At 60.7% G+C, this 25,599-nt stretch carries 24 protein-coding genes and 1 pseudogene; 18 read left to right on the top strand and 7 right to left on the bottom strand.

Annotated elements, in window-relative coordinates; translation table 11 throughout:
* Nucleotides 1-26: 26 nt before the first annotated feature.
* A complete protein-coding gene (locus ACI77I_RS08460; RefSeq protein WP_406997313.1) occupies nt 27-575 on the bottom strand; it encodes an NUDIX hydrolase in 549 nt (182 codons plus the stop codon).
* Between the two features lie 145 nt (nt 576-720).
* Between ACI77I_RS08460 and ACI77I_RS08455 the strand changes: the two genes are divergently transcribed.
* The 5 genes from ACI77I_RS08455 to purT all read left to right on the top strand — a co-directional run bounded on the left by ACI77I_RS08455 (nt 721) and on the right by purT (nt 3,978).
* Complete coding sequence (locus ACI77I_RS08455; RefSeq protein WP_094951938.1) at nt 721-1,323, top strand: CoA pyrophosphatase; 603 nt, start codon at nt 721-723, stop codon at nt 1,321-1,323.
* Between the two features lie 36 nt (nt 1,324-1,359).
* Nucleotides 1,360-1,884 carry a gamma carbonic anhydrase family protein gene (locus ACI77I_RS08450; RefSeq protein ID WP_406997312.1) on the top strand — a complete coding sequence of 175 codons (525 nt, stop codon included), beginning with the start codon at nt 1,360-1,362 and terminating at the stop codon, nt 1,882-1,884.
* The gene (locus tag ACI77I_RS08445; RefSeq protein WP_263273929.1) at nt 1,881-2,096 is read left to right on the top strand and encodes a DUF1289 domain-containing protein; all 216 of its coding nucleotides are present in this window, start codon (nt 1,881-1,883) and stop codon (nt 2,094-2,096) included. The genes ACI77I_RS08450 and ACI77I_RS08445 overlap by 4 nt, the downstream gene beginning before the upstream one ends.
* A 163-nt stretch (nt 2,097-2,259) precedes the next feature.
* Complete coding sequence (locus ACI77I_RS08440; protein ID WP_056858699.1) at nt 2,260-2,727, top strand: VUT family protein; 468 nt, start codon at nt 2,260-2,262, stop codon at nt 2,725-2,727.
* Nucleotides 2,728-2,796: 69 nt separating this feature from the next.
* Nucleotides 2,797-3,978 (top strand): formate-dependent phosphoribosylglycinamide formyltransferase, encoded by a 1,182-nt coding sequence (purT, locus tag ACI77I_RS08435; RefSeq protein WP_094951941.1) that lies wholly within the window; start codon nt 2,797-2,799, stop codon nt 3,976-3,978.
* A 121-nt stretch (nt 3,979-4,099) separates the two neighbouring features.
* Here purT and ACI77I_RS08430 read toward each other — a convergent pair whose 3' ends face one another.
* From ACI77I_RS08430 to ACI77I_RS08420, 3 genes are all read right to left on the bottom strand, one after another.
* Nucleotides 4,100-5,410, bottom strand: a complete 1,311-nt coding sequence (locus tag ACI77I_RS08430; protein WP_094951942.1) for an MFS transporter — start codon at nt 5,408-5,410, stop codon at nt 4,100-4,102.
* 370 nt (nt 5,411-5,780) lie between these two features.
* Complete coding sequence (locus ACI77I_RS08425; protein ID WP_406997311.1) at nt 5,781-7,019, bottom strand: transporter associated domain-containing protein; 1,239 nt, start codon at nt 7,017-7,019, stop codon at nt 5,781-5,783.
* A gap of 12 nt (nt 7,020-7,031) precedes the next feature.
* Nucleotides 7,032-7,844 (bottom strand): inner membrane protein YpjD, encoded by an 813-nt coding sequence (locus ACI77I_RS08420; protein WP_406979764.1) that lies wholly within the window; start codon nt 7,842-7,844, stop codon nt 7,032-7,034.
* A 234-nt stretch (nt 7,845-8,078) separates the two neighbouring features.
* On the opposite strand from ACI77I_RS08420, the gene ffh reads away from it, so the two are divergent.
* From ffh to ACI77I_RS08360, 12 genes and pseudogenes are all read left to right on the top strand, one after another.
* Entirely contained in the window at nt 8,079-9,455 is a 1,377-nt protein-coding gene (gene ffh, locus ACI77I_RS08415) for a signal recognition particle protein (RefSeq protein ID WP_406997310.1), read from the top strand.
* Between the two features lie 250 nt (nt 9,456-9,705).
* Nucleotides 9,706-9,957: a 30S ribosomal protein S16 gene (rpsP, locus tag ACI77I_RS08410; RefSeq protein ID WP_003238923.1), complete on the top strand. Its 252-nt coding sequence runs from the start codon at nt 9,706-9,708 to the stop codon at nt 9,955-9,957.
* Between the two features lie 5 nt (nt 9,958-9,962).
* On the top strand, nt 9,963-10,499 hold the full coding sequence (gene rimM, locus ACI77I_RS08405; protein WP_003175898.1) for a ribosome maturation factor RimM: 537 nt from the start codon (nt 9,963-9,965) through the stop codon (nt 10,497-10,499).
* Nucleotides 10,481-11,254, top strand: coding sequence for a tRNA (guanosine(37)-N1)-methyltransferase TrmD (gene trmD / locus ACI77I_RS08400; protein WP_016977714.1), 774 nt, complete (start codon nt 10,481-10,483; stop codon nt 11,252-11,254). The genes rimM and trmD overlap by 19 nt, the downstream gene beginning before the upstream one ends.
* Before the next feature lie 45 nt (nt 11,255-11,299).
* Nucleotides 11,300-11,650, top strand: coding sequence for a 50S ribosomal protein L19 (rplS, locus tag ACI77I_RS08395; protein WP_003175895.1), 351 nt, complete (start codon nt 11,300-11,302; stop codon nt 11,648-11,650).
* Nucleotides 11,651-11,731: 81 nt separating this feature from the next.
* Nucleotides 11,732-12,146: pseudogene (locus ACI77I_RS08390) on the top strand (acyl-CoA thioesterase).
* A gap of 124 nt (nt 12,147-12,270) precedes the next feature.
* Nucleotides 12,271-13,167: a site-specific tyrosine recombinase XerD gene (gene xerD, locus ACI77I_RS08385; protein WP_094951947.1), complete on the top strand. Its 897-nt coding sequence runs from the start codon at nt 12,271-12,273 to the stop codon at nt 13,165-13,167.
* 152 nt (nt 13,168-13,319) lie between these two features.
* Nucleotides 13,320-14,057, top strand: a complete 738-nt coding sequence (locus ACI77I_RS08380; protein WP_094951948.1) for a thioredoxin fold domain-containing protein — start codon at nt 13,320-13,322, stop codon at nt 14,055-14,057.
* A 122-nt stretch (nt 14,058-14,179) separates the two neighbouring features.
* Entirely contained in the window at nt 14,180-15,484 is a 1,305-nt protein-coding gene (locus ACI77I_RS08375) for a homoserine dehydrogenase (RefSeq protein ID WP_094951949.1), read from the top strand.
* Between the two features lie 103 nt (nt 15,485-15,587).
* A complete protein-coding gene (gene thrC, locus ACI77I_RS08370) occupies nt 15,588-16,997 on the top strand; it encodes a threonine synthase (protein ID WP_094951950.1) in 1,410 nt (469 codons plus the stop codon).
* Between the two features lie 139 nt (nt 16,998-17,136).
* The gene (locus tag ACI77I_RS08365) at nt 17,137-20,688 is read left to right on the top strand and encodes a transporter substrate-binding domain-containing protein (RefSeq protein ID WP_406997332.1); all 3,552 of its coding nucleotides are present in this window, start codon (nt 17,137-17,139) and stop codon (nt 20,686-20,688) included.
* Nucleotides 20,689-20,759: 71 nt separating this feature from the next.
* Nucleotides 20,760-22,004: an EAL domain-containing protein gene (locus tag ACI77I_RS08360; protein ID WP_242152350.1), complete on the top strand. Its 1,245-nt coding sequence runs from the start codon at nt 20,760-20,762 to the stop codon at nt 22,002-22,004.
* Here the strand turns inward: ACI77I_RS08360 and ACI77I_RS08355 are convergent.
* Entirely contained in the window at nt 21,973-22,626 is a 654-nt protein-coding gene (locus ACI77I_RS08355) for a response regulator transcription factor (RefSeq protein WP_094951952.1), read from the bottom strand. The two genes, ACI77I_RS08360 and ACI77I_RS08355, sit on opposite strands and share 32 nt — an antisense overlap.
* A gap of 296 nt (nt 22,627-22,922) precedes the next feature.
* Between ACI77I_RS08355 and ACI77I_RS08350 the strand changes: the two genes are divergently transcribed.
* Nucleotides 22,923-23,207, top strand: a complete 285-nt coding sequence (locus ACI77I_RS08350) for a DUF3509 domain-containing protein (protein ID WP_094951953.1) — start codon at nt 22,923-22,925, stop codon at nt 23,205-23,207.
* Nucleotides 23,208-23,389: 182 nt separating this feature from the next.
* On the opposite strand, the gene ACI77I_RS08345 is transcribed toward ACI77I_RS08350, so the two are convergent.
* The gene (locus ACI77I_RS08345) at nt 23,390-24,274 is read right to left on the bottom strand and encodes a TIGR02285 family protein (protein ID WP_094951954.1); all 885 of its coding nucleotides are present in this window, start codon (nt 24,272-24,274) and stop codon (nt 23,390-23,392) included.
* A complete protein-coding gene (locus ACI77I_RS08340; protein ID WP_406997309.1) occupies nt 24,274-25,473 on the bottom strand; it encodes a CaiB/BaiF CoA transferase family protein in 1,200 nt (399 codons plus the stop codon). Before ACI77I_RS08340 ends, ACI77I_RS08345 begins: the two co-directional genes overlap by 1 nt.
* Nucleotides 25,474-25,599 lie beyond the last annotated feature (126 nt).

Below are 25,599 nucleotides of genomic sequence, written 5' to 3'. Positions count from 1 at the left end.
TTGTTAGACGGTGCTGCCTGGAATTGTTATGTGGCCGGCCGCGTCATCGGCGGCACCGACTCGCTGCGTACCGGGAACAGCTGTTGTTTACGGTCGGCGAAGAAGCATTCTAAGGTACGCCCGACCGTGCGGAAAGCCAGCTCTGACCAAGGGATGTCGGCTTCATCGAACAGCTTCACTTCAAGGCTTTCGGGGCCGGCGGCGAAGTCCAGGTCGACCAGTTCGGCGCGGTAGAAGATATGCACCTGGCTGATGTGCGGCACGTCGATCAGGGTGTAGAGGCTCAGGTTGCGCACGTGGGCGCAGGCTTCTTCCAAGGTTTCGCGCATAGCGGCCTGTTCCACGGTTTCGCCGTTTTCCATAAAGCCTGCGGGCAGGGTCCAGTAACCCAGGCGCGGCTCGATGGCACGGCGGCACAGCAGCACTTTATCGCCCCAGACCGGCACGGTGCCGGCGACGATATTGGGGTTCTGATAGTGGATGGTTGAGCAGTGATCACACACATAGCGCAGGCGTGCGTCGCCGTCGGGAATGCGCTGGGTAACCGGTTTGCCGCACTGGCTGCAGAAGTTCATGCTGGGGTTCCTGGAGAGTGGGCCTATCTTGGCTTGGCGGGCAGGGCCCTGCAAGTTGTCGTTTCGCGACATGCGCAGGGTTTGGGGTTGGGTGCCTGCCAGCTTTGGTGCATGATGCAAGGTAGCCAACAGACCGAGATGACTCATGCTGGACGAGCTACTTCGCCGGGTAAGCAACCACACCCCTCATCGGCTTGAAACTGACGGGCGTTTCCCCGAGGCCGCCGTGTTGGTGCCAATCACCCGCAGCGACGAACCTGAGCTGATCCTGACCCTGCGCGCCAGCGGCCTGTCGACCCACGGCGGCGAAGTGGCGTTCCCGGGCGGGCGGCGTGACCCCGAAGACCCGGACCTGATCTTTACCGCGCTACGTGAGGCCGAAGAAGAAATCGGCCTGCCGCCCGGCCTGGTGGAAGTCATCGGCCCGTTGAGCCCACTGATCTCCTTGCACGGCATTCGTGTAACGCCCTATGTCGGTGTTATCCCCGATTACGTCGAATACCTGGCCAATGACGCCGAAATCGCCGCCGTGTTCAGCGTGCCCCTGGAGTTTTTCCGCCAGGACCCGCGCGAACATACCCACCGCATCGATTACCAGGGCCGCAGTTGGTATGTGCCCAGCTATCGGTTTGGCGAATACAAGATCTGGGGGCTGACGGCGATCATGATTGTCGAGCTGATCAACCTGCTCTATGACGACGCCAAGATCAGCCTGCACCAGCCACCCAAGAGCTTCATCAATACGTAAGCCATCGTTTGAATGGCACCGCCGTGAGGACACACCATGAAATACCGCCTGGGCGACGCCCGCGTCGAGACTCATCCGCACAGCTGGGTGGCGCCGAATGCCACGCTGGTCGGCAAGGTCAAGCTTGAAGAGGGAGCCAACGTGTGGTTCAACGCGGTATTGCGTGGCGACAACGAGCTGATCCTGATCGGCAAGAACAGCAACGTGCAGGACGGCAGCGTGATGCACACCGACATGGGCTACCCGCTGACCCTGGGCACCGGCGTGACCATCGGCCACAACGCGATGCTGCACGGTTGCACCGTCGACGACTACAGCCTGATCGGCATCAACGCGGTGATCCTCAACGGTGCCAAGATCGGCAAGCATTGCATCATCGGCGCCAACTCGCTGATCGGCGAAGGCAAGGAAATTCCCGACGGTTCGCTGGTAATGGGCTCGCCGGGCAAGGTGGTGCGTGAGCTGACCGAGGCGCAAAAACGCATGCTCGAAGCCAGCGCCGCGCACTATGTGCATAACGCGCAGCGCTATGCGCGCGATTTGGTTGAGCAGGCAGAATGAACCCGATTGAACGCCCCGTCGCCTCGCCGTGCGTGAACATTTGCGCGCTGGACGATGACGACGTTTGCACCGGTTGCCAGCGTACGGTGGATGAGATCACGCGGTGGAGCCGCATGGACAATGCCGAGCGCCGGGTGGTGCTGGGGTTGTGCCATGAGCGGGCGAAAGTAAGTGGGTTGGTGTGGATGATGCCGGGGAAATCGGGCGCCTGAACCACCGCTATCGCAGGCAAGCCAGCTCCCACAGGTGGCCGCGTTGAACCTGTAGGAATGCGGCCAAAATGTGGGAGCTGGCTTGCCTGCGATGAGGCCCGGCGAGACGACATATTTCCAAATGTGAAGTAACCTGTGCCGATTGCTCACAGGTCCATCCGCCATGCTCTTCCTGATCGCCTACATCAGCAGCGTCGTGCTGATCAACTTCGCCTTTTCCACCGCCCCGCACCTGGATGTCATCTGGTCGGCTTGGGGTGGCCTGGTGTTTATCCTGCGCGACATGGTGCAAACCCGCTTCGGCCATGGCGCAATCATCGCCATGCTGGCGGCGCTGGTGCTGTCGTATATCACCTCTGACCCGTCCATCGCCCTGGCCAGCGCCACGGCATTTGCGGTGTCCGAGTGCATTGACTGGCTGGTCTTCAGCATTACCAAGCGCCCGTTGCACGATCGCCTGTGGATAAGTTCGGCGCTGAGCATTCCCCTTGATACCTTCATTTTCTTCGGCCTGATCGGTGCCCTGACACCGGCGGTCGCGGGCACTGCATTGGTGTCGAAATTCGCCGGGGTCACGGTGGTGTGGCTGATCATGGCCTGGCGTATGCGCAAACGCGCCGTCGCCAACTGAGGCCAATTCTTACAGTTCATGTAAAATGCCGGCCTTTCTCCCCATGATCCGCTCCCCTGAGGACCTGAGATGACCCGAATCGGAACTCCACTGTCGCCAACCGCGACCCGCGTTTTGCTGTGTGGCTGCGGTGAGCTGGGCAAGGAAGTGGTAATCGAACTGCAACGCCTGGGCGTTGAAGTGATTGCCGTGGATCGCTACGCCAACGCCCCGGCCATGCAGGTCGCGCACCGTAGCCATGTGATCAATATGCTCGACGGCGCCGCCCTGCGTGCCGTGATCGAAGCCGAGAAACCGCACTTCATCGTGCCGGAAATCGAAGCCATCGCCACCGCTACGCTGGTGGAGCTGGAGGCCGAAGGCTTCACCGTGATCCCGACCGCGCGCGCCACCTCGCTGACCATGAACCGTGAAGGCATCCGTCGCCTGGCCGCTGAAGAGCTGGACCTGCCGACCTCGCCGTACCACTTCGCTGACACCTTCGAAGACTACAGCAAGGCCGTGCAAGACCTGGGCTTCCCGTGTGTGGTCAAGCCGGTGATGAGCTCCTCGGGCAAGGGCCAGAGCCTGCTGCGCAGCGCTGATGATGTGCGCAAAGCCTGGGATTACGCCCAGGAAGGCGGCCGTGCTGGTAAAGGCCGGGTGATCATCGAAGGCTTTATCGACTTCGACTACGAAATCACCCTGCTGACCGTACGCCACATCGGTGGCACCACCTTCTGCGCGCCGGTCGGCCACCGTCAGGAGAAGGGCGACTACCAGGAATCCTGGCAGCCGCAAGCCATGAGCCCGATTGCCCTGGCGGAATCCGAGCGGGTTGCCAAAGCCGTGACCGAGGCCCTGGGTGGCCGTGGCCTGTTTGGCGTGGAATTGTTCATCAAGGGCGATCAGGTGTGGTTCAGCGAAGTGTCGCCGCGCCCGCATGACACCGGTTTGGTGACGTTGATTTCTCAGGATCTGTCGCAGTTCGCGCTGCACGCTCGCGCCATCCTGGGCCTACCGATTCCGTTGATCCGTCAGTTCGGGCCTTCGGCTTCGGCGGTGATTCTGGTGGAAGGGCAGTCGACCCAGACCGCCTTTGCCAACCTCGGCGCGGCCTTGAGCGAGCCGGACACGGCGTTGCGTCTGTTTGGTAAGCCAGAAGTTAATGGTCAGCGTCGGATGGGTGTGGCGTTGGCGCGGGATGAGTCGATTGAGGCGGCTCGGGCTAAGGCGACTCGTGCTTCGAAGGCTGTTGTTGTAGAGCTGTAACCCCACGCAGATCGTTCCCACGCTCTGCGTGGGAATGCAGCCCCGGATGCTCTGCGTCCCAAAGCGTGACGCGGAGCGTCACAAGAGGCGTTCCCACGCCGAGCGTGGGAACGATCTGCGCTCAGGCGACCTTGTTCAAATCGTTATCCCGCGTCTCTTTCAGGCACAGCACAGCAATCAAGCTGAGTAACGCTGCCGCCGACACATACCCGCCGACATAACTCAGCCCGCCCATCGCCACCAGCTTGGTCGCGAAGAACGGTGCGGCCGACGCCCCGACGATCCCACCCAGGTTATACGCCGCCGAAGCACCGGTATAACGCACGCGCGTGGGGAACAGCTCCGGCAGCATCGCGCCCATTGGGGCGAAGGTCACGCCCATCAGGAACAGCTCCAGCGCCAGGAACAACGCCACCGCCCAAGTCGAACCGTGGGTGAGCAGCGGCTCCATGGTAAAGCCCGACAGAATGGCCAGGACCGCGCCGACGATCAGCACCGGCTTGCGCCCGTAACGGTCACTGGCCAAGGCCGCCAGCGGTGTAGCCAAGCCCATGAACAGCACCGCAAAGCACAGCAAACCGAGGAACGTCTCGCGGCTGTAGCCCAGCGTCGACACGCCATAACTCAGGGAGAACGCGGTGGTGATGTAGAACAGCGCATAACACACCACCATCGACGCGGCGCCCAGCAGCACTGGTAGCCAATGCTGGCTGAACAACTCCACCAACGGCACTTTCACCGGGGCTTCTTTGGCCACGGCGTTGGCGAATACCGGGGTTTCATGCAGTTTAAGGCGTGCATACAGGCCGACCATTACCAGCGCGGCGCTGAGGATGAACGGAATACGCCAGCCCCAACTGCGGAACTGTTCGTCGTTCAGGCTCATGGCCAAGATCAGGAACAGCCCGTTGGCCGCCAGAAAGCCAATCGAGGGCCCCAGTTGTGGGAACATGCCGAACCAGCCGCGCTTGCCCTTCGGCGCGTTTTCGGTTGCCAGCAACGCCGCGCCGCCCCATTCCCCGCCAAGCCCCAGGCCCTGGCCGAAACGCAGCACACACAAGAGGATCGGTGCCCAGGCGCCGATGCTGTCATAGCCCGGCAGCAGGCCAATCAGGGTGGTACACACGCCCATCAGCAGCAACGATGCCACCAAGGTGGATTTACGCCCGATACGGTCACCGAAGTGGCCGAACAGCGCCGAGCCCAGCGGGCGGGCGATGAAGGCGATGCCGAAGGTCAGGAACGACGCCAGCATCTGTGCGGTGCCGGAGGTTTGCGGGAAGAATACCGGGCCGATCACCAGCGCCGCAGCGGTGGCATAGATATAGAAATCGTAGAACTCGATGGCGGTGCCGACGATGCTCGCCGTGGCGACCCGTGCGGTCGAGTTGAGCGGGGCGGCGGTCGCGGCCTCGTTATAGGTGGTGCTCATGGAGGTATCCCTGACGGTCATTGCGCGTTTGGACGCGGATTATTATTGGTCGAACACCCATGGATCAGGGGCGTAGGCGGAGCGGCTCGGGATGGGAGCAAACACCGGTAAGACATGGTAACGCAGTGCCTGGACGCGCTGAGTGCGGGTAGCACGCGGTCGGGCGGGGCTTGGGTAAGCCGTGCCGATTATAGGAAGGGGGTTGCGGATCCAACAAGGGGTGCTGGCACGCAGATAAGCTAAATGTGGGAGCTGGCTTGCCTGTGATACAGGCGCCTCGGTGCATCAGGAGTACCGAGGTGATGCCATCGCAGGCAAGCCAGCTCCCACACAAGCCTGCTCCCACATTGGAGTGTGCTGTGCCAGAAAGTTATGCGGCGACCGGCACGCGGCTGGTGTGCCAGATCAGCACCTTGCTCACGCGGTTGTCCTCGGTCTCAAGGATTTCCAGGCGATAGCGGCCGATTTTCAGGCACACCGCGCAGTCAGGAATGGTCTCCAGCGCCTCGGTGACCAAGCCATTGAGGGTCTTGGGGCCGTCGCTGGGCAGGTGCCAGCCCAGGCTCTTGTTCAGTTCGCGGATCGAAGCGGCGCCGTCGATGATGTAGCGGCCATCCGGCTGCGCTTCGACATGGGGGTTGTCCGCCGCCTGATCGCTTTCGAATTCACCGACGATCTCTTCGAGGATGTCTTCCAGGGTGACAATACCGAGCACTTCGCCGTATTCGTCCACCACCATGCCCAGGCGCCGCTGCTGCTTGTGAAAGTTCAGCAATTGCAGTTGCAGGGGCGTGCTTTCGGGGACGAAGTAGGGCTCGTGGCAGGCGGCGAGCAGGGCTTCTTTGGTCAGGCTGGCGTCGGGCAGCAGGTGTTGGATCTGCCGCGTATTAAGCACCGCTTCGACTTGGTTGATATCGCTGTGGAACACCGGCAGGCGGGTGCGCTGGGAGGTGCGCAGTTGCTCGATGATCTCTTTGATCGAGTCATCCAGGTTGATGCCGTCCACTTCGCTGCGCGGCACCAGGATGTCGTTGACCGTGATGTTGTCGAGGGCATGGATGCCGGGCATACCGGGCGTGCGATTGTCGTCGGCCTCGGACTCCGGTTCGTCGTCATGGTCAGGCAGCGGCTCGTCGCTCTTTTTCACCACGCCGGATTTGCGCGCGAATGGGCGCAGCAGCAACAGGCTGATGCCATTGAGCAGCCAGGCCACGGGGTAGAGCACTTTCAGCGGCACGCCCAGCAGGGTGTTGCCAAAGCCCAGCACGGCTTGCGGGTGGCGAACCGCGAGGGCGCGGGGCAGGTAGTCGGCGAGCACCAGCAAGATTGCGCAGGAGATCAGCCAGCCGAGCCACGGGCCGTTCAAAGCCCAGGCGTAGATCGCCAGCAGCGTGCAGAGAATTACCACGGCGGCGCGACACAGGCTGTTGCACAGAATCAGGCTGTGACGCGGGAAGTTCAGGCGGGCGGCGGCCTTGTCGCCCTGGCGTGTACCGGGGCGCAGGGCCAGCAAGTGTTGTTGCGCGGCTTCGATGGCGGTAAACAGCGCCGCCCATAACACCAGCAAGGCGATTACGGCGAGCATCGGCCCAAGGGGCAAGTTGTCCATGATCGCTGCCCGTCAGATATGCAGGATGTATTCGCGAACCAGCTTGCTGCCGAAATAGGCCAGCATCAGCAGGCAGAAACCGGCCAGGGTCCAGCGGATCGCCTTGTGCCCACGCCAGCCGAGGCGGTTACGCCCCCACAGCAACACGCTGAACACCACCCAGGCCAGGCACGCCAGCAGGGTTTTGTGCACCAGGTGTTGGGCGAAGAGGTTTTCGACGAACAGCCAGCCGGAAATCAGCGACAGCGACAGCAGGGTCCAGCCGGCCCACAGGAAACCGAACAGCAGGCTTTCCATGGTTTGCAGCGGCGGGAAGTTCTTGATCAGCCCGGACGGGTGCTTGTTTTTAAGCTGGTGGTCCTGCAGCAGCAGGAGCAACGCCTGGAACACCGCGATGGTGAACATGCCGTAGGCCAGGATCGACAACAGGATGTGGGCGAGGATGCCCGGCTCCTCGTCGATCACCTGCACGGTGCCGGTCGGGGTGAATTGCGCCAGCAGCACCGTCAGCATTCCCAGCGGGAATAGCAGCACCAGCAGGTTTTCCACCGGAATGCGGTAGCAGGCCAGCAGGGTTAGCGCGATCACGGCAGCAGCGATCAGGCTGGCGGCGCTGAAAAAGTCCAGGCCCAGGCCAACCGGCGTCATTAGGTGGGTGAACAGACTGGCGGCGTGGGCCAGCAGGGCCACGACGCCAAGGCTCACCAGCAGGCGTTTGTCCGCCTTGGTGCCTTGGGCCAGGCGAGTGCCCTGATAGAGAGTCGCAGCGGCATACAAGAGTGCGGCGGCGAGGCTGGGTAGCAAACTGGGTGACAAGGGGACCATAAATCCTGATAGACAAGCCCGAAAGGCGCTGAGTTTGGCACACACCAACGCTGCACGAAAGACTCCCGGGCCAGACAGCGGGTGTGCACAGGCGCAGTCTTCGCTATAATCCGCGACCTGCCCACGCCGCAGGCTCGCCGAGCGCTGTTTTTAATAGCGATTTACCACAGCCTGGGCTGCCATTACCTCGGTCTACCAATGCATTTCGATGAATAGGGCCTGAAAGGATCGCGCATGTTTGAAAACCTGACTGACCGTCTCTCGCAGACGCTGCGCCACGTAACCGGCAAGGCCAAGCTGACCGAGGACAATATTAAAGACACCCTGCGTGAAGTACGCATGGCGTTGCTGGAAGCCGACGTGGCCTTGCCGGTGGTGAAGGACTTCGTCAACTCGGTCAAGGAGCGTGCGGTCGGCACCGAAGTGTCCCGCAGCCTGACCCCGGGCCAGGCCTTTGTGAAGATCGTGCAGGCCGAACTCGAAAGCCTGATGGGCGCGGCCAACGAAGATTTGAACCTCAGCGCCGTGCCACCGGCCGTCGTGCTGATGGCTGGTTTGCAAGGTGCGGGTAAGACCACCACCGCCGGCAAGCTGGCGCGCTTCCTTAAAGAGCGCAAGAAGAAATCCGTGATGGTGGTGTCGGCCGACGTGTACCGTCCGGCGGCCATCAAGCAGTTGGAAATGCTCGCGGGCGAAGTGGGTGTGACCTTCTTCCCGTCCGACCTGAGCCAGAAGCCGGTCGACATTGCCAACGCGGCCATTAAAGAAGCCAAGCTGAAATTCATCGACGTGGTCATCGTCGATACCGCCGGTCGCCTGCACATCGACGAAGAGATGATGGGCGAGATCAAGGCGCTGCATGCCGCGATCAACCCGGTCGAGACGCTGTTCGTGGTCGACGCCATGACCGGCCAGGATGCGGCCAACACCGCTAAGGCCTTCGGCGACGCACTGCCGCTGACCGGCATGATCCTGACCAAGGTTGACGGCGACGCCCGTGGCGGCGCCGCGCTGTCGGTACGCGCCATCACCGGCAAGCCGATCAAGTTTATTGGTATGGGCGAGAAGAGCGACGCGCTCGAGCCGTTCCATCCTGAGCGGATCGCCTCGCGTATCCTCGGCATGGGCGACGTGCTCAGCCTGATCGAGCAGGCCGAAGCTACGCTCGACAAAGACAAGGCCGACAAGCTGGCCAAGAAGCTGAAGAAGGGCAAGGGCTTCGACCTCGAAGACTTCCGTGACCAGCTGCAACAAATGAAGAACATGGGCGGCCTCGGCGGCCTGATGGACAAGCTGCCGAACATCGGCGGTGTGAACCTGGCGCAAATGGGCAATGCCCAGGGCGCGGCAGAGAAGCAGTTCAAGCAGATGGAAGCCATCATCAATTCCATGACCCCGGCCGAGCGCCGCGACCCTGAGCTGATCAGCGGTTCGCGCAAACGTCGGATCGCCATGGGCTCCGGCACCCAGGTGCAGGACATCGGTCGCTTGATCAAGCAGCACAAGCAGATGCAGAAGATGATGAAGAAATTCTCCGCGAAAGGCGGAATGGCCAAGATGATGCGCGGCATGGGCGGTATGCCGCCCGGCGGCGGCATGCCGAAAATGTAAAGTATTCGAGCGCAAGCACGCTTGCGCTCCGACCCACAAGGAAGTGGGATCTCCAGCAAACCCGCCATTGGCGGGAGCTGACTCGCCGTTTTAACCGACGGCTCTATAGCAGATCTGAGTGGCACGCTGATAGGCGCCAGAAAAAGACATTTGCAAAAGTCCGGATATTCCTTAGAATATGCGGCCTTTCGGGCACCTATGCCCGCTGTGCATTTAGATTTGCAGCACCGACTACAGGAACGATGTTCACATGCTAACAATCCGTCTTGCCCTTGGCGGCTCCAAAAAGCGCCCGTTTTACCACTTGACCGTAACTGACAGCCGCAACCCACGTGACGGCTCTCACAAGGAACAAGTTGGCTTCTTCAACCCGATCGCTCGTGGTCAAGAAGTTCGTCTGTCCGTGAACCAAGAGCGCGTAGCCTACTGGCTGAGCGTTGGTGCACAACCGTCTGAGCGTGTTGCTAAGTTGTTGAAGGACTCGGCTAAGGCCGCAGCCTGAGCAATATGAACGCGACGCCAGCTGTTGCTGATGATTTGATCGTTATCGGCAAGATTTACTCTGTTCATGGCGTTCGCGGCGAAGTGAAGGTGTATTCCTTTACTGATCCGACTGAAAACCTGTTGCAGTACAAAACCTGGACGCTCAAGCGCGAAGGTAGTGTGAAACAGGTCGAGCTGGTCAGTGGACGCGGGAGCGATAAGTTCCTGGTCGCAAAGCTCAAGGGTCTTGATGATCGTGAAGAAGCGCGTCTTCTGGCCGGTTATGAGATCTGCGTGCCGCGCAACCTGTTCCCTGAATTGACCGACGGCGAGTACTACTGGTACCAGCTGGAAGGTCTGAAGGTTATTGATCAACTCGGGCAATTGCTCGGGAAAATCGATCATCTTCTGGAAACCGGCGCCAATGATGTAATGGTGGTCAAGCCTTGCGCTGGCAGCCTGGATGATCGCGAACGCTTGTTGCCGTATACCGAGCAATGCGTGTTGGCCGTCGACCTGGCAGCGGGCGAGATGAAGGTGGAATGGGACGCGGACTTCTAAGCGTGGCTAATTTGCGCATTGAAGTGATCAGTTTGTTTCCCGAGATGTTCTCCGCCATCAGCGAGTACGGCATCACCAGTCGGGCGGTGAAACAGGGGCTGTTGCAGCTCACCTGTTGGAACCCGCGAGACTACACGACAGATCGACATCACACTGTGGATGACCGCCCATTTGGCGGTGGCCCGGGCATGGTGATGAAGATCAAGCCCCTGGAAGACGCGTTGGTTCAGGCCAAGGCTGCCGCCGGGGAGAAGGCGAAGGTAATTTACCTGTCCCCTCAAGGCCGTCAGCTGAAACAGGCTGGGGTCCGCGAACTGGCGAATGAGGAAGCACTGATCCTGATTGCCGGTCGCTATGAAGGCATTGACGAGCGGTTTATTGAAGCTCATGTCGATGAAGAGTGGTCGATTGGGGACTATGTCCTGTCTGGCGGCGAGCTGCCGGCGATGGTCCTGATAGATGCGGTTACACGACTGCTGCCTGGAGCTTTAGGGCATGCGGACTCCGCGGAGGAAGATTCCTTCACGGATGGTTTGCTGGATTGCCCGCACTACACCCGACCGGAGGTGTATGCGGATCAGCGTGTTCCCGACGTATTGCTAAGTGGCAATCACGCACACATCCGGCGTTGGCGTTTACAGCAGTCCCTTGGTCGGACCTATGAACGACGCGCCGATCTTCTGGAAAGCCGCTCGCTTTCTGGAGAAGAGAAGAAGCTGCTCGAGGAATACATCCTCGCGCGGGACGATAGTTAACAACGTATCGATGGTAGGTCCGACGACTTACCTTAGGAGCACAGCATGACTAACAAAATCATCCTTGCACTCGAAGCAGAGCAGATGACCAAAGAGATCCCTACCTTTGCCCCGGGCGACACTATTGTCGTTCAGGTGAAAGTGAAGGAAGGCGACCGTTCGCGTCTGCAAGCGTTCGAAGGCGTGGTAATCGCCAAGCGTAACCGTGGTGTGAACAGTGCTTTCACTGTTCGTAAAATCTCCAACGGTGTTGGCGTAGAGCGTACTTTCCAGACCTACAGCCCGCAAATCGACAGCATGGCCGTTAAGCGTCGCGGTGACGTACGTAAAGCCAAGCTGTACTACCTGCGTGACCTGTCCGGTAAAGCAGCTCGCATCAAGGAAAAACTGGCTTAAGTCCAGCTTCCCGATGCAGAAAAAAGCAGCCTACGGGCTGCTTTTTTGTGCCTGAAATTTGTCCATTGCCGGTATTTGCCCATGACCACCCGCCTCGAAGAAATCCAGCGTCGCACCGACCTGTCCGTGACCCACGTGACCAAGGCCGTGTTTCCGCCGACCACCAACCACCACAACACGCTGTTCGGCGGCACTGCGTTAGCCTGGATGGACGAAGTGTCGTTCATCACCGCTACGCGGTTTTGCCGTTTGCCGCTGGTGACGGTCTCCACCGATCGTATCGACTTTAACCATGCGATCCCGGCCGGCTCCATCGTTGAGTTGATTGGCCGTGTGATCAAGGTGGGCAATACCAGCCTCAAGGTCGAAGTCGAAGTGTTTGTTGAAAAGCATGAGTGCTGATGGCCGCGAAAAAGCCATCCAAGGCGTGTTTAGCTTTGTCGCGATCGATGCCGACAAGCGGCCGGTGCCGGTGTTGCCTGGGTTTGTGGGCTGATCCGAGACCGAGTCGCAGCCATCGCAGGCACGCCAGCGCCCACAAGGAAATGCATTTTCAGTGTGGGCGCTGGCGTGCCTGCGATAGGATCTACCAGCCACCACCTTCATTCGCCTGAGCCCCTATGCCCGCCATTGACCACCCTTTGATCGACCGCTTCCTCGACGCCCTCTGGCTGGAAAAAGGCCTGTCGGACAACACCCGCCAGGCCTATCGCAGCGACCTGGCGCTGTTCAATGGCTGGTTGCAGGAAAAAAACCTCGAACTGATCAATGCCGGTCGTGAGCTGATCCTCGATCACCTGGCCTGGCGCTTGGAACAGAACTACAAACCGCGCTCCACGGCGCGCTTTCTCTCCGGCGTGCGTGGCTTTTATCGCTACCTGCTGCGGGAAAAACTCATCGCCGTCGACCCAACTCTGCAAATCGACATGCCGCAGCTGGGTCGGCCATTGCCCAAATCCCTGTCGGAAGCCGACGTCGACGCCTTGCTCTCCGCCCCCGACCTGAGCGAAGCCATCGGCCAGCGCGACCGCGCCATGCTCGAAGTGCTCTACGCCTGCGGCCTGCGCGTGACCGAGCTGATCAGCCTGACCCTGGAGCAAGTCAACCTGCGCCAGGGCGTGCTCCGGGTGATGGGCAAGGGCAGCAAGGAGCGCTTGGTACCCATGGGCGAGGAGGCGATTGTGTGGGTCGAGCGCTACATGCGTGATGCCCGCGGTGAGTTGCTCGGTGGACGGCCCAGCGATGTGCTGTTCCCCAGCCTGCGCGGCGAGCAGATGACCCGCCAGACCTTCTGGCACCGTATCAAGCACCAGGCCAAGGTGGCTGGGATCGGCAAGGCGCTTTCGCCGCACACATTGCGCCACGCGTTTGCCACCCATTTGCTCAACCACGGTGCGGACTTGCGCGTCGTACAAATGCTGCTGGGTCACAGTGACTTATCCACAACCCAGATCTACACCCACGTGGCACGCGCACGCTTGCAGGATATGCACGCCAAGCACCACCCACGCGGATAAAATAATGTCGGAAAAGGCCCTATTTACCCACCGCAGTCTGCCCTGCGGCCCAACTGTGGTAGGCTTTGCCGGTTAGCAAAGGGGACGGCCTCAGCCCGTATTTCCAGATCGGTGTTCCACACCCGTCCCTGTATCTGCCTTCAGGAGTTCCCATGCGCTTGACCCAGATTATTGCCGCCGCAGCGATTGCGTTGGTTTCCACCTTTGTTGTCGCCGATGACGCCGCCGAGCAAACGATTCGCAAGAGCTTGGCCAACCTGGCGCTCGACACGCCAATCGAAAGCATCAGTGCCAGCCCGATGGCGGGCCTGTATGAAGTCAAGCTCAAGGGCAGCCGCGTGCTGTACGCCAGCGCCGATGGCCAGTACATCGTCCAGGGCTACCTGTTCCAGCTGAAAGACGGCAAGCCGGTCAACCTGACCGAGAAAGCCGAGCGCCTGGGCGTGTCCAAGCTGATCAATGGTATTCCGGTGGCTGAAACCGTGGTTTATCCGGCCATCGGCGAGACCAAGACCCACATCACCGTGTTCACCGACACCACCTGCCCGTACTGCCACAAGCTGCACGCCGAAGTGCCTGCGCTGAACAAGCTGGGTGTGGAAGTGCGTTACGTAGCGTTCCCGCGCCAGGGCCTGGGCTCGCCGGGTGACGAACAGTTGCAGGCAGTCTGGTGCTCGGCCGATAAGAAAGCCGCCTTGGACAAAATGGTCGATGGCAAGGAAATCAAGGCGGCCAAATGCGCCAACCCGGTTTCCAAGCAGTTTGCCTTGGGCCAGTCCATTGGTGTGAACGGTACACCGGCCATCGTGTTGGCTGACGGCCAAGTGATTCCGGGCTACCAGCCGGCGCCACAAGTTGCCAAACTGGCACTGGGTGCGAGTAAGCAGTAATCGTCGAGCCTTTGACGATCTTGCCCCGTCGAACAGTCGGCGGGGCATTAATTGAGAGCCGCAGTTGTGCGGCTGTTTTTCACGGCCGGCCTTGAGTCGGCCGTTTCATGGGGAGTTCTTCAGTGAAACCGGTCAAAGTAGGCATCTGTGGGTTAGGGACCGTCGGTGGCGGCACCTTCAACGTACTTCAGCGTAATGCTGAAGAAATTTCCCGCCGTGCAGGGCGTGGGATTGAAGTGGCGCAAATTGCCACGCGTACGCCAAAGCCTCAGTTCCAAACGACCGGTATTGCGATTACCAACGATGTCTTCGCTGTGGCCACCAACCCTGAAATCGATATTGTCATCGAACTGGTCGGCGGCTACACCGTGGCCCGTGATCTGGTGCTGCTGGCCATCGAGAACGGCAAGCACGTGGTCACCGCCAACAAGGCGTTGATCGCCGTGCACGGCAACGAGATCTTCGCCAAGGCGCGCGAGAAGGGCGTGATCGTTGCGTTCGAAGCCGCCGTGGCCGGTGGCATCCCGGTGATCAAGGCGATCCGTGAAGGCCTGTCGGCCAACCGTATCAACTGGGTAGCCGGCATCATCAACGGCACCGGTAACTTCATCCTCACTGAAATGCGCGAGAAGGGCCGTACCTTCGAAGACGTGCTGGCCGAAGCCCAGGCCCTGGGTTACGCCGAGGCCGACCCGACCTTCGACGTGGAAGGCATCGACGCTGCGCACAAGCTGACCATCCTGGCATCCATCGCCTTTGGTATCCCGCTGCAGTTCGACAAGGCCTACACCGAAGGCATCACCAAACTGACCACTGCCGACGTGAACTACGCCGAGGCCCTGGGCTACCGCATCAAGCACCTGGGCGTGGCGCGCAGCACTGCGGCTGGTATCGAGCTGCGTGTGCACCCGACGCTGATCCCGGCCGACCGCCTGATCGCCAACGTCAACGGCGTGATGAACGCGGTGATGGTCAACGGTGACGCTGCCGGTTCTACATTGTTCTACGGCGCCGGCGCCGGCATGGAGCCAACCGCTTCCTCGGTGATCGCCGACCTGGTGGACGTGGTTCGCGCCATGACCAGCGACCCGGAAAACCGCGTGCCGCACCTGGCTTTCCAGCCGGATTCGCTGTCGGCTCACCCGATCCTGCCGATCGAGGCCTGCGAAAGCGCCTACTACCTGCGCATCCAGGCCCAAGACCATCCGGGCGTGTTGGCTCAGGTCGCAAGCATCCTCTCGGAGCGCGGTATCAACATCGAGTCGATCATGCAGAAGGAAGTCGAGGAGCAAAACGGCCAAGTGCCGATGATCCTGCTGACCCACCGCGTGCTCGAGCAGCACATGAACGATGCCATCCGGGCGCTCGAATCTCTTCAGGGCGTGGTTGGGCCGGTCGTTCGTATTCGCGTCGAACATCTAAATTAATTCAGCTGCAAGCGCCAAGCTGCAAGCTGCAAGTAAAAGCAGAGCTGCTTTAACTTGAAGCTTGTCACTTGAAGCTTGAAGCCCAAACCGAAGGTTTGCCCCTATGCGTTACATCAGCACCCGCGGCCAGGCACCGGCCCTGAATTTCGAAGACGTTTTGCTCGCCGGCCTTGCCACTGACGGCGGCCTGTACGTGCCGGAAAACCTGCCACGTTTTACTCAGGAAGAAATCGCTTCGTGGGCTGGCCTGCCATACCACGAGCTGGCGTTCCGGGTGATGCGCCCGTTCGTCACCGGCAGCATTCCGGATGCGGATTTCAAGAAGATTCTGGAAGAGACATACGGCGTGTTTTCCCACAGCGCCATTGCCCCGTTGCGCCAACTGAACGGCAACGAGTGGGTGCTTGAGCTGTTCCACGGGCCAACCCTGGCGTTCAAGGACTTCGCCCTGCAACTGCTCGGTCGCCTGCTCGATTACGTGCTTGAAAAGCGCGGCGAGCGCGTGGTGATCATCGGCGCTACCTCAGGTGATACCGGCTCGGCGGCCATCGAAGGCTGCAAGCATTGCGAAAACGTCGACATCTTTATCCTGCACCCGCACAAGCGCGTGTCGGAAGTGCAGCGTCGCCAGATGACCACCATTTTTGGCGAGAACATCCACAACATCGCCATCGAAGGCAACTTCGATGACTGCCAGGAAATGGTCAAGAACAGTTTCGCTGACCAGAGCTTCCTCAAAGGCACGCGCCTGGTCGCCGTAAACTCGATCAACTGGGCGCGGATCATGGCCCAGATCGTTTACTACTTCCACGCAGCCCTGCAGTTGGGCGGCCCGGCACGTTCGGTGTCGTTCTCGGTGCCGACCGGCAACTTCGGCGACATCTTTGCCGGCTACCTGGCGCGCAACATGGGCCTGCCGATCAACCAGTTGATCGTCGCCACCAACCGCAACGACATCCTGCACCGCTTCATGAGCGGCAACCAGTACGTCAAGGAAACCCTGCACGCCACGCTGTCGCCGTCCATGGACATCATGGTGTCGTCGAACTTCGAACGCCTGCTGTTCGACATGCACGGTCGCAACGGCGCCGCGCTGGCCGAGCTGATGAGCAGCTTCAAGAGCGGTGGCGGCTTCAGCGTCGAGCAAGAGCGCTGGACCGAAACCCGCAAACTGTTCGACTCCTTGGCGGTGGACGATGCACAGACCTGTGAAACCATTGCTGAGGTCTTTGCGCAGACCGGCGAACTGCTGGACCCGCACACCGCTATCGGCGTGAAGGCCGCACGCGAATGCCGACGCAGCCTGGACATCCCGATGGTGATCCTCGGTACGGCTCACCCGGTCAAGTTCCCGGAAGCGGTAGAGAAGGCGGGTGTGGGCAAAGCGTTGGAATTGCCGGAGCACTTGGCCGACCTGTTCGAACGCGAAGAGCGCTGTACGGTGTTGGCCAATGACTTGAAGGCCGTGCAGGCGTTTGTCAGCCAGCATGGCAACCGCGGCAAGCCACTCTGACCCAGCGGTTTTGCGTGGTGGACCAAGCCCGTCTTCGTGACGGGCTTTTTCATTCTGGCGAGCCATACTTGCGCGGCGACTGACAAGAACAATCAAGGAAACCCAACCGGTGAGTATATCGACCCGAGCACGCGTGTGGATGACGTGCGTGTTGTTGCTATTGCCGGTCTCGGCAAGCCTGGCCGCTGTCAGCCTGCCGTTCAAACTGGTGCCGGCGTTTATAGCCATGGAGCCCATGCCCCTGACGGCCAGCGAGCAACAATGGCTTGCAGCGCATCGGCCATTAAAAGTGGGCATCTCGATTGATGACTATCAACCGATTGATATCACACGCGACCGCAATCGCTACCAAGGCATCAGCGCCGATTACCTGAGCCTGATCGGCGCGCGTTTGAATGCGCCGATGCAAGTACTGGGTTTTTCCGAACGGGCGCAGGCGGTAGAAGCGTTGCGGACCGGTGCCATCGATATCCTCACCAGCGCCAATGGCTACGAGCGTGACGTGCCGGGGCTGCGCTTTACCGCAGACTATATGCCGGACCGTTCGGTGGTGGTTGTGCGTCGGGATGACACCACCCAGAACGAGAGCCTTGAGGACAAGAAGGTGGTGTTGCTGGACGGCTACGCCAACGTCAAGAACGTCCATCAGGCGTATCCCGGCAGCCACATCATGCTGGCGCCGAATCTCTACAGCGGTTTGGAAGCGTTGGCACAAGGCGATGCCGATGCGTTTATCGGCAACGAAGTGATCGTGCGTGCGTACACGTCGCTGCGGCCCCATCTGGGCTTGCAGATCAAAGTGGAAAGCCGGCTGGCGCCCATTGGTTTTGCCTTTGCCACGCGCGAGGCCGACCCGCAGTTGGGGGCGATGATGGACCAGGCGCTGTCGAGTATCGACGAGTCCGTGCAGCGCGAAATCCTCGCGCGCTGGACCACCGGCCTGGGCGTCGGGGTGGTCGCTGAGCGCATAGCGCTGTCGGCCTCGGAACGCGCATGGGTGCTCCAGCATCCCCATGTGGTGGTGGCGTCCCTGCCACTCTCGCCGTACCTATTCAAGGACAAGGACGGCCAGTGGGTGGGGCTGAATGTGGACTTGCTCAACCGCATTTCACGCACGACCGGCTTGCAGTTTGTCATGGAGGAAGTGGCGTCCACGGCACAATCCCTGGCGTTGCTGGAAACGGGCAGGGCGGACATGAACACCACCCTGGCCGAGAGTCAGGAGCGCAAGGCATTCCTCAATTTCAGCCATGGTTTTGGTGGCTCCGGCTGGGTGTTTATCCAGCGCGCGGACGAGCCGCCAGTGGCCAGTTTGAGCGAGCTTTCAGGCAGGGTGCTGGCGCTGCCGTCACGGCATGTCCTGGAAGGGTACATTCGTCGCGAACACCCTGGGATCGAGCTGCGCTCGGTCGATACTTACGCCCAGGCCCGCGAACTGGTATCGCGGGGCGATGCGGCGGCGACTATCCAGAGTGAAGTGGAAGTACAGAGCTACCCGGCCGATGAGTTGCGCATCGGTCGCAGTGTCGAGGGCAAGTGGTCGGCCAACTGCTTCTCGGTGCGTAAGGATCAGCCCGAACTGCTGAGCATTCTGAACAAAGCGTTGGAGGCGCTTCCGGTAGCGGAGTTGAGCGCCCTGCGTATGCGTTGGCTTGGGGCCTTGCCGGTCCTGGTGCCCGCCTGGCAACGTGTGCCGCCCTGGGCCTATTGGACGGTCGCCATGGCGTTGTTGTTTGTGCTGGTGTCGCTGGCATGGAACAGCCGGCTTAAGCGCCAGATTCGTCAGCGCCTGCAGGCCGAGCAACGGCTTAACGACCAGTTAGCGTTCAAGAGCGCACTGCTGGACGGGATGCCCAACCCGGTGTTCGTTCGCGACCTGGCCGGGCGGCTGGTGACCTGCAACACCCGCTATGAGCAGCAATTGGCGACCACGCGTGAACAGATCAAGGGCCTGACGCTGATGGAGAGCGGCCTGTTGCCCGAAGCCGTTGCTGCGCGCTTGCACGCCGAGCACATGGAGCAGTTGGCAACGCAACAGTCGCTGTTCGTAGACCGGCAATTGGAGTTCAACGGTGGGACCTTTCATGTCTACCAATGGACGGTGCCGTTCTTTGACGCGAAGGGCCAATTGCAGGGGTTGCTCGGTGGCTGGATCGACATCAACGAGCGCAAACTCCTGGAACACCAGTTGATGGACGCACGCCAGGCCGCTGACGAAGCGAACTACGCCAAAAGCGCCTTTCTTTCGACCCTGAGCCACGAGATTCGCACACCGATGACCGCCATTATTGGTTTGCTTGAGTTGGAGCAAGAACGGGCACTGGCCGAAGGTAATACCGTGTCCGAGGCACTGCAGGTGGCCCATCGTTCTGCACGAGAGTTGATTGCCCTGATCGGTGACAGCCTGGACCTGGCGAAGATTGAAGCCGGCCATCTGCAACTGGCGCCGCAGACCACGGACTTGAGAAGTTTCTTTGAGGGCATACAGCGGCTGTTTGAAGCCATGGCGCAAAAAAAAGGCCTGCATTTGACACTGGCTTTTGATCCCGCTGCGCAAGGGCACTACTGGTTCGACCCGCTGCGCCTGCGCCAAGTCCTCCATAACTTGTTGGGTAACGCGCTCAAATTTACCCAGCGCGGTGAGGTTCGCGTCAGTGTCGAGTGCAAGCGTGATCCGGTGGGTGCTGAATACTTGCATCTGTGTGTGGAAGACAGCGGCCCCGGCATCGGTATTGAGCAGCAGGCGCGGGTGTTCAAGCCGTTTATACAGGTCAGCGCGCTGACGGCTGCCGAGCACGGTGGGACCGGCCTGGGCTTGAGCATCTGCCAGCAGCTGGTGGAATTGATGGGCGGGCGCATCACCTTGAACAGTGTGGTGGGGGAAGGCACGGCAGTGTGTATCGACCTGTATCTGGACCGGGTCAGCAGTGACGATGTGCCTGCGGCACTTGCTGCGTCGTTGCCTGTCGCTGGCCGCAGCCTTTCGGTGCTGGTGGTCGATGACCTGCCGGCCAATCGTCTGGTGCTGGTTCAGCAGCTACAGTTTCTGGGCCATCAGGTCGTGGCCGTCGACTCGGCGGAGGCCGCCTTGCAGTGCTGGCGACGGGAGGTGTTTGACGTGCTGGTCACCGATTGCAACATGCCGGGCATGTCCGGCTACGCCTTGAGCGAGACGATCCGCCAAATTGAAGCGCGCGAGCAACGACCGCGCAGTGCGCTGGTGGGCTGCACGGCCAATGCCTTCGATGACGAACAGCAGCGCTGCCGCGAGGCAGGAATGGATGAACTGCTGGTCAAGCCCGTGACCCTTGAACACTGGACGCGCGTGCTTGCCCGCTTGGCGCCTTCGCGCTCGTTCAGTATCCAGACCCTGCGGGCCATGACCCAGGCCGACGGGCCAGTGTTGCAGCGCATGTTGCAGGAACTGGCCAGGAGCCTTGAGCAGGAACACAACGTGATGGCCGCCGCCATGACGGAACACGACCTGGCCCGGCTGTCGGCCTCTTTGCACCGGCTGAAGGGGATTTGCTGCCTGGTGGATGCATTGCCGCTGGCCAAGGCCTGCGTGGCGCTTGAAGCCTGTATCCGGGATCCGCGTAACGCACAGATCAACGTGCACTGGGTGACGCTGTGCGAAGCCTTGGTCGAGTTCCGGCGCGAGCTGGACGCCTGTCTGAATCAGCCTGAATAGGACATGTCCTATGGGGAAGGCGCGGGTTTTTGACTAGTCTGTAGACTCTCGCTTTCCCCGGTTACGTGTCCATGCGCTCACTCAAAGTCCTGATTCTCGAAGACAACCCTTTCCAGCTGATGGCCCTGCATCAGATGCTCAATGCCAACGGCGTGTTCAATGTGCTCACCGCCGAAACGGTTGACGCTGCCCGTCAGTCCCTGGAAAGCAAGGGCGCGGTGGACATTGCGATATGTGATCTGTACCTGGAGCAGGGCGATGGTCTGGAGCTGATTCGCGAAATGGCCGAACGCCGCCAGGCTCAAGTATTGATCCTGCTGAGCAACGCCGAGCCGGATGTGTTGGACGGGGTGGCGAACATGGCGCGGCAGTTGGGGCTCAACGTGCTCGGCTGCTTGCCCAAGCCTGCGTCGGCAACACTGATCGGGCAAATGCTGACGGCTTGCCAGGCACGCTTGCGGCCGGGGTTGCCGGGGACGTCCTGGGAGCGGGTGCGCCAGTTATTGGGGGTGAGCGACATCGAGCCGTTGCCGCCCTCTGCGGACGTGAGCCAGGTTGCGATCGCACGCTCTGGCACTGTCTGGTATCAGCCAATCGTCAGCCAGGCAGGCGCGTTGCAAGGTGTGGAGGCGCTGGCACGTTGGCAGGCCCCGCAAGGCGAGTTGCTGTTACCTGACGAATTCCTGCCGGTGCTGGAATTTGCCGGAATGGAAGAGGCGTTTACCTGGCACGTGCTGGAACAAGCGCTGGGCCTGGCCTGCCAAGTGAAGCACGAGACCGGCCAAGTGCTGCCGGTGGCGGTGAACATTCCGGGGCGAATGCTGGAGCGCTCGCACTTCCCCGAGGTGTTGCAAGGCTTGCTGCAGCTTCATGGTGTACCCGCGCATAGCTTGACCCTGGAACTGGTGGAAACCTCGCGGTTGAAGACCGACAGCGCCCACGTCACCGGCTTGCTGCGGTTGCGGATGATGGGGTGCAAGCTGTCCATCGGTGATTTCGGCGTGGGCGGTACCAGCCTGCAACGCTTACTGGAGTTGCCCTTCAGCGAGCTGAAAATTCCCCCGGCGTTTGCCAGCGGCATGGCCAGTGACGATCGCAAGGCGGCGGTGGTTGCCGGCGCCATGAGCATGGCCGGGCGACTGGGCATCGGTGTGGTGGTCACCGGGGTTGAAAGCGCTGCCGATTATCACGCGGTGGGTGAACTGGGCGCGGCATGGCTGCAAGGCTGCTTTATTGCCCGGCCCATGGGCGCTGAGGCACTGAAACAATGGATTGCGTCTCAGGCTAGGCCAGCCCGTGTTCCTGTACGTAGATGAACAGGGCCGCATCGTTGTTCAAGCCAAGCTTGCGCATGGCGCTGACTTTTTGCGCGCTGACGGTTTGTTTGCTGCGATGAAGGTGCGCGGCGATCTCGCCCACCGTCAACCCTCCCGCGAGCAGGCGGATGACTTCCAATTCGCGGGGTGACAGCGCGTCCAGGGAGTGCACACGATCGTCACCGCCCAGGTTCAATGCCTGACGGATCGCGTGGGCTACGTAGCGTCGCCGCTGCCGCACGTGGCGGATGGCTTGCGGCAGCTCATCGGCGAGGCTGGCCTTGCTCAACAGGCCCATGACGCCCAGTTCGAGGATGGCATGAAACAACCCCGCGTTATTGAGCATGGTCACCACCACAATCGGCAGAGCCGGGTAATGTCGGCGCACCTGTTCAATCAGGCGCAAGCCGTCTGCGTGTGGGGCGGCGGGCATCATGAAGTCGGTGACCAGCACATCGCAGGCGCACTGTCGCAACAGCTCGGCAAGGGCCTCGGGGGAATTGGCTTCACCGACGATCGTCAGCCGTTCGTCGCGCTCCAGCACCGCCCGCAGGCCGATGAGGAAAATCGGGTGGTCATCGGCCAAGACGATGCGAAGTGGCGATTCAGACGCAGCTCTCAAGACAGGCTCCCGGGATAATTCGGGGATTTTAGCCTGTAAAGCGCAGGAGCGGCATGAGGGCAGGGTCAAGCACTGTGTAAAACGCCGTTTTCCCCGCAAAACAGCCACCCTTTGCGTAAGCAGTTAGGTGCGGCCGTTTTTTGCTTGTCATGTTGCAAGCGCATGCTGGTTCACGTCACTCCCTGACGACCCCATAAAGACGATAAAGCGAACTTTCCTACGTCATAACCAGTCACTTAGGATAGAGGCAGCTGCCGTTGAAACGATTGTTCCCGAACTATTGAGTGGTGATCGAGATGGAAAGTATCAGCCTATTGCTCGAAGAAGCACTGAGCCCTTATCAGGTGACATTGACCACCGCAGGTGTGCAGGGCGAATGCCTGGTGACCGTGAAGAACCCGGCCGGCGCCATCGTTGTCGAGCGTGAAGTCGACCGCGCGCAATTGACTGATAAACGCGTGCTGGTGGATGTGGTGGATTGCCTGCTGCGCGACCTGAAAATCGCCGAAGGGCGCCTGGAGCCTTCCGTCATCGCGGCATTGCGCAACGCTGCCCAGACGCGCAATGGCGCCGCTGCATGAAGAATTGTTTATCTAGGGAAACTTCCTACAGCATGGCCGGTCAGATTTTGTAACAGCAAGAGCGAACATTGTGCTCCGGTGTTTGTGGCTTGTTGTACTGGTCTTTGTAGGCCACGTTTAACCCCGAAGTGTCTCCCCACTCTTCGGGGTTTCTTTTTGCCTGCGATTTGCCTTGTGATTGCTCAGCGCTCCGGCGAATCCTGGAAAAAGCTCGGGTTGTCGCGCAAATACTGCTCGCGCATGACCGGGTCCAACCACAACAAGTAGGACTGCAGAAGCTGTTCCTGTGGGATTTCGCGTAGTACCTGGTCGATCCGCGCGATCGCCTGGCGACCTTGGGGCGTGTCCGAGCAACCGATATGCGTACGCTGGTAAGGCGCTGAGCCCTTGATGGGATAGAACATCAAGTCCTGCGGCGCAATGCCCTGCTGTGTGGCGTGATAGCGGATTTCCGGCCAGTAGCCCAGCACCGCTTCCAGCCGCCCAAGGCGCTGCATTTGCAGCAGACTGCCAAGCGCGTCATTGCCGTAATGCAGTGCCAGGATGTGTGAGTCGACGCCTTTTAGCTGTGCATCGATGACCGGGCCGTAGCTGCGTTCGGCGGTCGCGCCAATGCGTGCTTTATGCGAGTCGAGAAAGGCTTGCAGGTCAAATTGGCCCTCGGCAATAAAGGGCGCCATTTGCTGATACTGGCTTCGTCGCAGGGTCACCCCGTTGCTCGCCACCACGAAGGCCTGGGCCGAAAACACAACGTATGTCGCGCGTTCCGGCGTCCATAGCAGCGCCGGGTCGCAGGTCAGCGAGGCTGCGCGCAGCATTTGAATGCTGCGGGCGCGGTTGACGTGCATCATGGTATGACGGTACTCCGGCAGGCGCTCGCTGAGTATCGGTAGCAACTGATCCAGTACGCCCTGGCCTTTTTTTGGCCCCTCGAAGATGGTCACTGGCGGCAGGTCGCGCAGCAGCCAGGTCAAGGTGTCCTGAGCATGCGAGGTGAGCGGCCATACGCCGAATACTGAGCCGAGCAGGCACAGCTGAATGAACCGACGCGTGCGCGGGTGAGCCATCAGATCGCGCCGTCCTCACGCAAGCGGGCAATGGCGGTCGTGTCATAGCCCAACGCATTGAGCACTACGCTGTTGTGTTCACCCAGCTGCGGGCCGACCCACTCACAACTGCCTGGCGTGTCCGAGAGCTTGGGCACGATCCCCGGCATCTTGAAATCCTTGCCGCCCGGCAACTTGGCCTTCAGAAACATTTCCCGCGCCAGAAACTGCGGGTCACCGAGCATGTCTTCGGCGCTGTAGATACGACTGGCCGGGACCTCAGCCTTGTTGAGCTGCTCAACCACTTGCTCCAGCGGCAGTGAGTTGACCCAGCGGTCGATCACGCCGTACAGCTCGTCACGGCGGCTGTCGCGCCCGTCATTGCTGGCCAAGACCGGGTCATTGGCCAGGTCCTCACGGCCAATCGCCGACATGAAACGCTTGAAGATCGCATCGCCATTGGCGCCGATTTGCACGTGCTTGCCATCGGCACTGGTATGGATCGACGAAGGCGTGATGCCGGGCATGATGTTGCCGGTGCGCTCGCGGATAAAGCCGAACACGTCGAACTCCGGGATCATGCTCTCCATCATTGCGAAAATAGCTTCATACAGCGCCACGTCCACCACCTGGCCAAGCCCGCCGTTGACCTCGCGGTGACGCAGCGCCATCAGCGCGCCGATCACCGCCCACAAGGCGGCGATCGAATCGCCGATGGAGATCCCGGTGCGTACCGGCGGGCGGTCTTCAAAACCGGTGATATAGCGCAAACCGCCCATCGACTCGCCCACCGCGCCGAACCCCGGCTGGTCTTTCATCGGCCCGGTCTGGCCAAAGCCCGAAAGGCGCACCATCACCAGCTTGGGGTTCAGTGCATGCAGGGTTTCCCAGCTCAGGCCGAGTTTTTCCAGCACGCCGGGGCGAAAGTTTTCGATCAGGATGTCGGCGTCTGCCAACAGCTGTTTAAGGATCGCCAGGCCATCGGGGTGCTTGAGGTTGAGGGTCAGCGACTGCTTATTGCGCGCCTGCACAAACCACCACAGCGAGGTGCCCTCATACAGCTTGCGCCATTTGCGCAACGGGTCACCGCCGTCCGGGGATTCAACCTTGATCACCTCGGCGCCGAACTCGGCGCAGATTCGCGACGCAAACGGGCCGGCGATCAGGGTGCCCAGTTCGATGACTTTCAGGCCGGCAAGCGGTTTGGCATTAAGCGACATGAGGATCCTTAGCAAGCGTGGGCGGTGGTGTGATGCCTTTTAACATAGGCGAGCCCCCTTGGGATAAGGATGATGCAGCGCAGTATTCGTTGATTGGCCCCGCCATCGGTTAGACTGGCCGCCTTT

It is taken from the genome of Pseudomonas sp. D47, from assembly GCF_045447305.1.
Lineage (GTDB): Bacteria > Pseudomonadota > Gammaproteobacteria > Pseudomonadales > Pseudomonadaceae > Aquipseudomonas.
Note: the sequence above shows the minus strand (reverse complement) of the source record. Positions and strands in the feature narration are given on the sequence as shown.

Coding starts and splice junctions, on each gene's coding strand:
- ACI77I_RS08360 (WP_242152350.1), top strand. CDS start 20,760: ATGCGCTCACTCAAAGTCCTGATTCTCGAAGACAACCCTTTCCAGCTG.
- ACI77I_RS08445 (WP_263273929.1), top strand. CDS start 1,881: ATGAACCCGATTGAACGCCCCGTCGCCTCGCCGTGCGTGAACATTTGC.
- ACI77I_RS08350 (WP_094951953.1), top strand. CDS start 22,923: ATGGAAAGTATCAGCCTATTGCTCGAAGAAGCACTGAGCCCTTATCAG.
- xerD (WP_094951947.1), top strand. CDS start 12,271: ATGCCCGCCATTGACCACCCTTTGATCGACCGCTTCCTCGACGCCCTC.
- rplS (WP_003175895.1), top strand. CDS start 11,300: ATGACTAACAAAATCATCCTTGCACTCGAAGCAGAGCAGATGACCAAA.
- ACI77I_RS08365 (WP_406997332.1), top strand. CDS start 17,137: ATGACGTGCGTGTTGTTGCTATTGCCGGTCTCGGCAAGCCTGGCCGCT.
- ACI77I_RS08420 (WP_406979764.1), bottom strand. CDS start 7,844: ATGGTCCCCTTGTCACCCAGTTTGCTACCCAGCCTCGCCGCCGCACTC.
- ACI77I_RS08340 (WP_406997309.1), bottom strand. CDS start 25,473: ATGTCGCTTAATGCCAAACCGCTTGCCGGCCTGAAAGTCATCGAACTG.
- trmD (WP_016977714.1), top strand. CDS start 10,481: ATGGGACGCGGACTTCTAAGCGTGGCTAATTTGCGCATTGAAGTGATC.
- ACI77I_RS08460 (WP_406997313.1), bottom strand. CDS start 575: ATGAACTTCTGCAGCCAGTGCGGCAAACCGGTTACCCAGCGCATTCCC.
- ffh (WP_406997310.1), top strand. CDS start 8,079: ATGTTTGAAAACCTGACTGACCGTCTCTCGCAGACGCTGCGCCACGTA.
- ACI77I_RS08455 (WP_094951938.1), top strand. CDS start 721: ATGCTGGACGAGCTACTTCGCCGGGTAAGCAACCACACCCCTCATCGG.
- ACI77I_RS08380 (WP_094951948.1), top strand. CDS start 13,320: ATGCGCTTGACCCAGATTATTGCCGCCGCAGCGATTGCGTTGGTTTCC.
- thrC (WP_094951950.1), top strand. CDS start 15,588: ATGCGTTACATCAGCACCCGCGGCCAGGCACCGGCCCTGAATTTCGAA.
- ACI77I_RS08430 (WP_094951942.1), bottom strand. CDS start 5,410: ATGAGCACCACCTATAACGAGGCCGCGACCGCCGCCCCGCTCAACTCG.
- rpsP (WP_003238923.1), top strand. CDS start 9,706: ATGCTAACAATCCGTCTTGCCCTTGGCGGCTCCAAAAAGCGCCCGTTT.
- ACI77I_RS08450 (WP_406997312.1), top strand. CDS start 1,360: ATGAAATACCGCCTGGGCGACGCCCGCGTCGAGACTCATCCGCACAGC.
- ACI77I_RS08425 (WP_406997311.1), bottom strand. CDS start 7,019: ATGGACAACTTGCCCCTTGGGCCGATGCTCGCCGTAATCGCCTTGCTG.
- ACI77I_RS08440 (WP_056858699.1), top strand. CDS start 2,260: ATGCTCTTCCTGATCGCCTACATCAGCAGCGTCGTGCTGATCAACTTC.
- ACI77I_RS08345 (WP_094951954.1), bottom strand. CDS start 24,274: ATGGCTCACCCGCGCACGCGTCGGTTCATTCAGCTGTGCCTGCTCGGC.
- purT (WP_094951941.1), top strand. CDS start 2,797: ATGACCCGAATCGGAACTCCACTGTCGCCAACCGCGACCCGCGTTTTG.
- rimM (WP_003175898.1), top strand. CDS start 9,963: ATGAACGCGACGCCAGCTGTTGCTGATGATTTGATCGTTATCGGCAAG.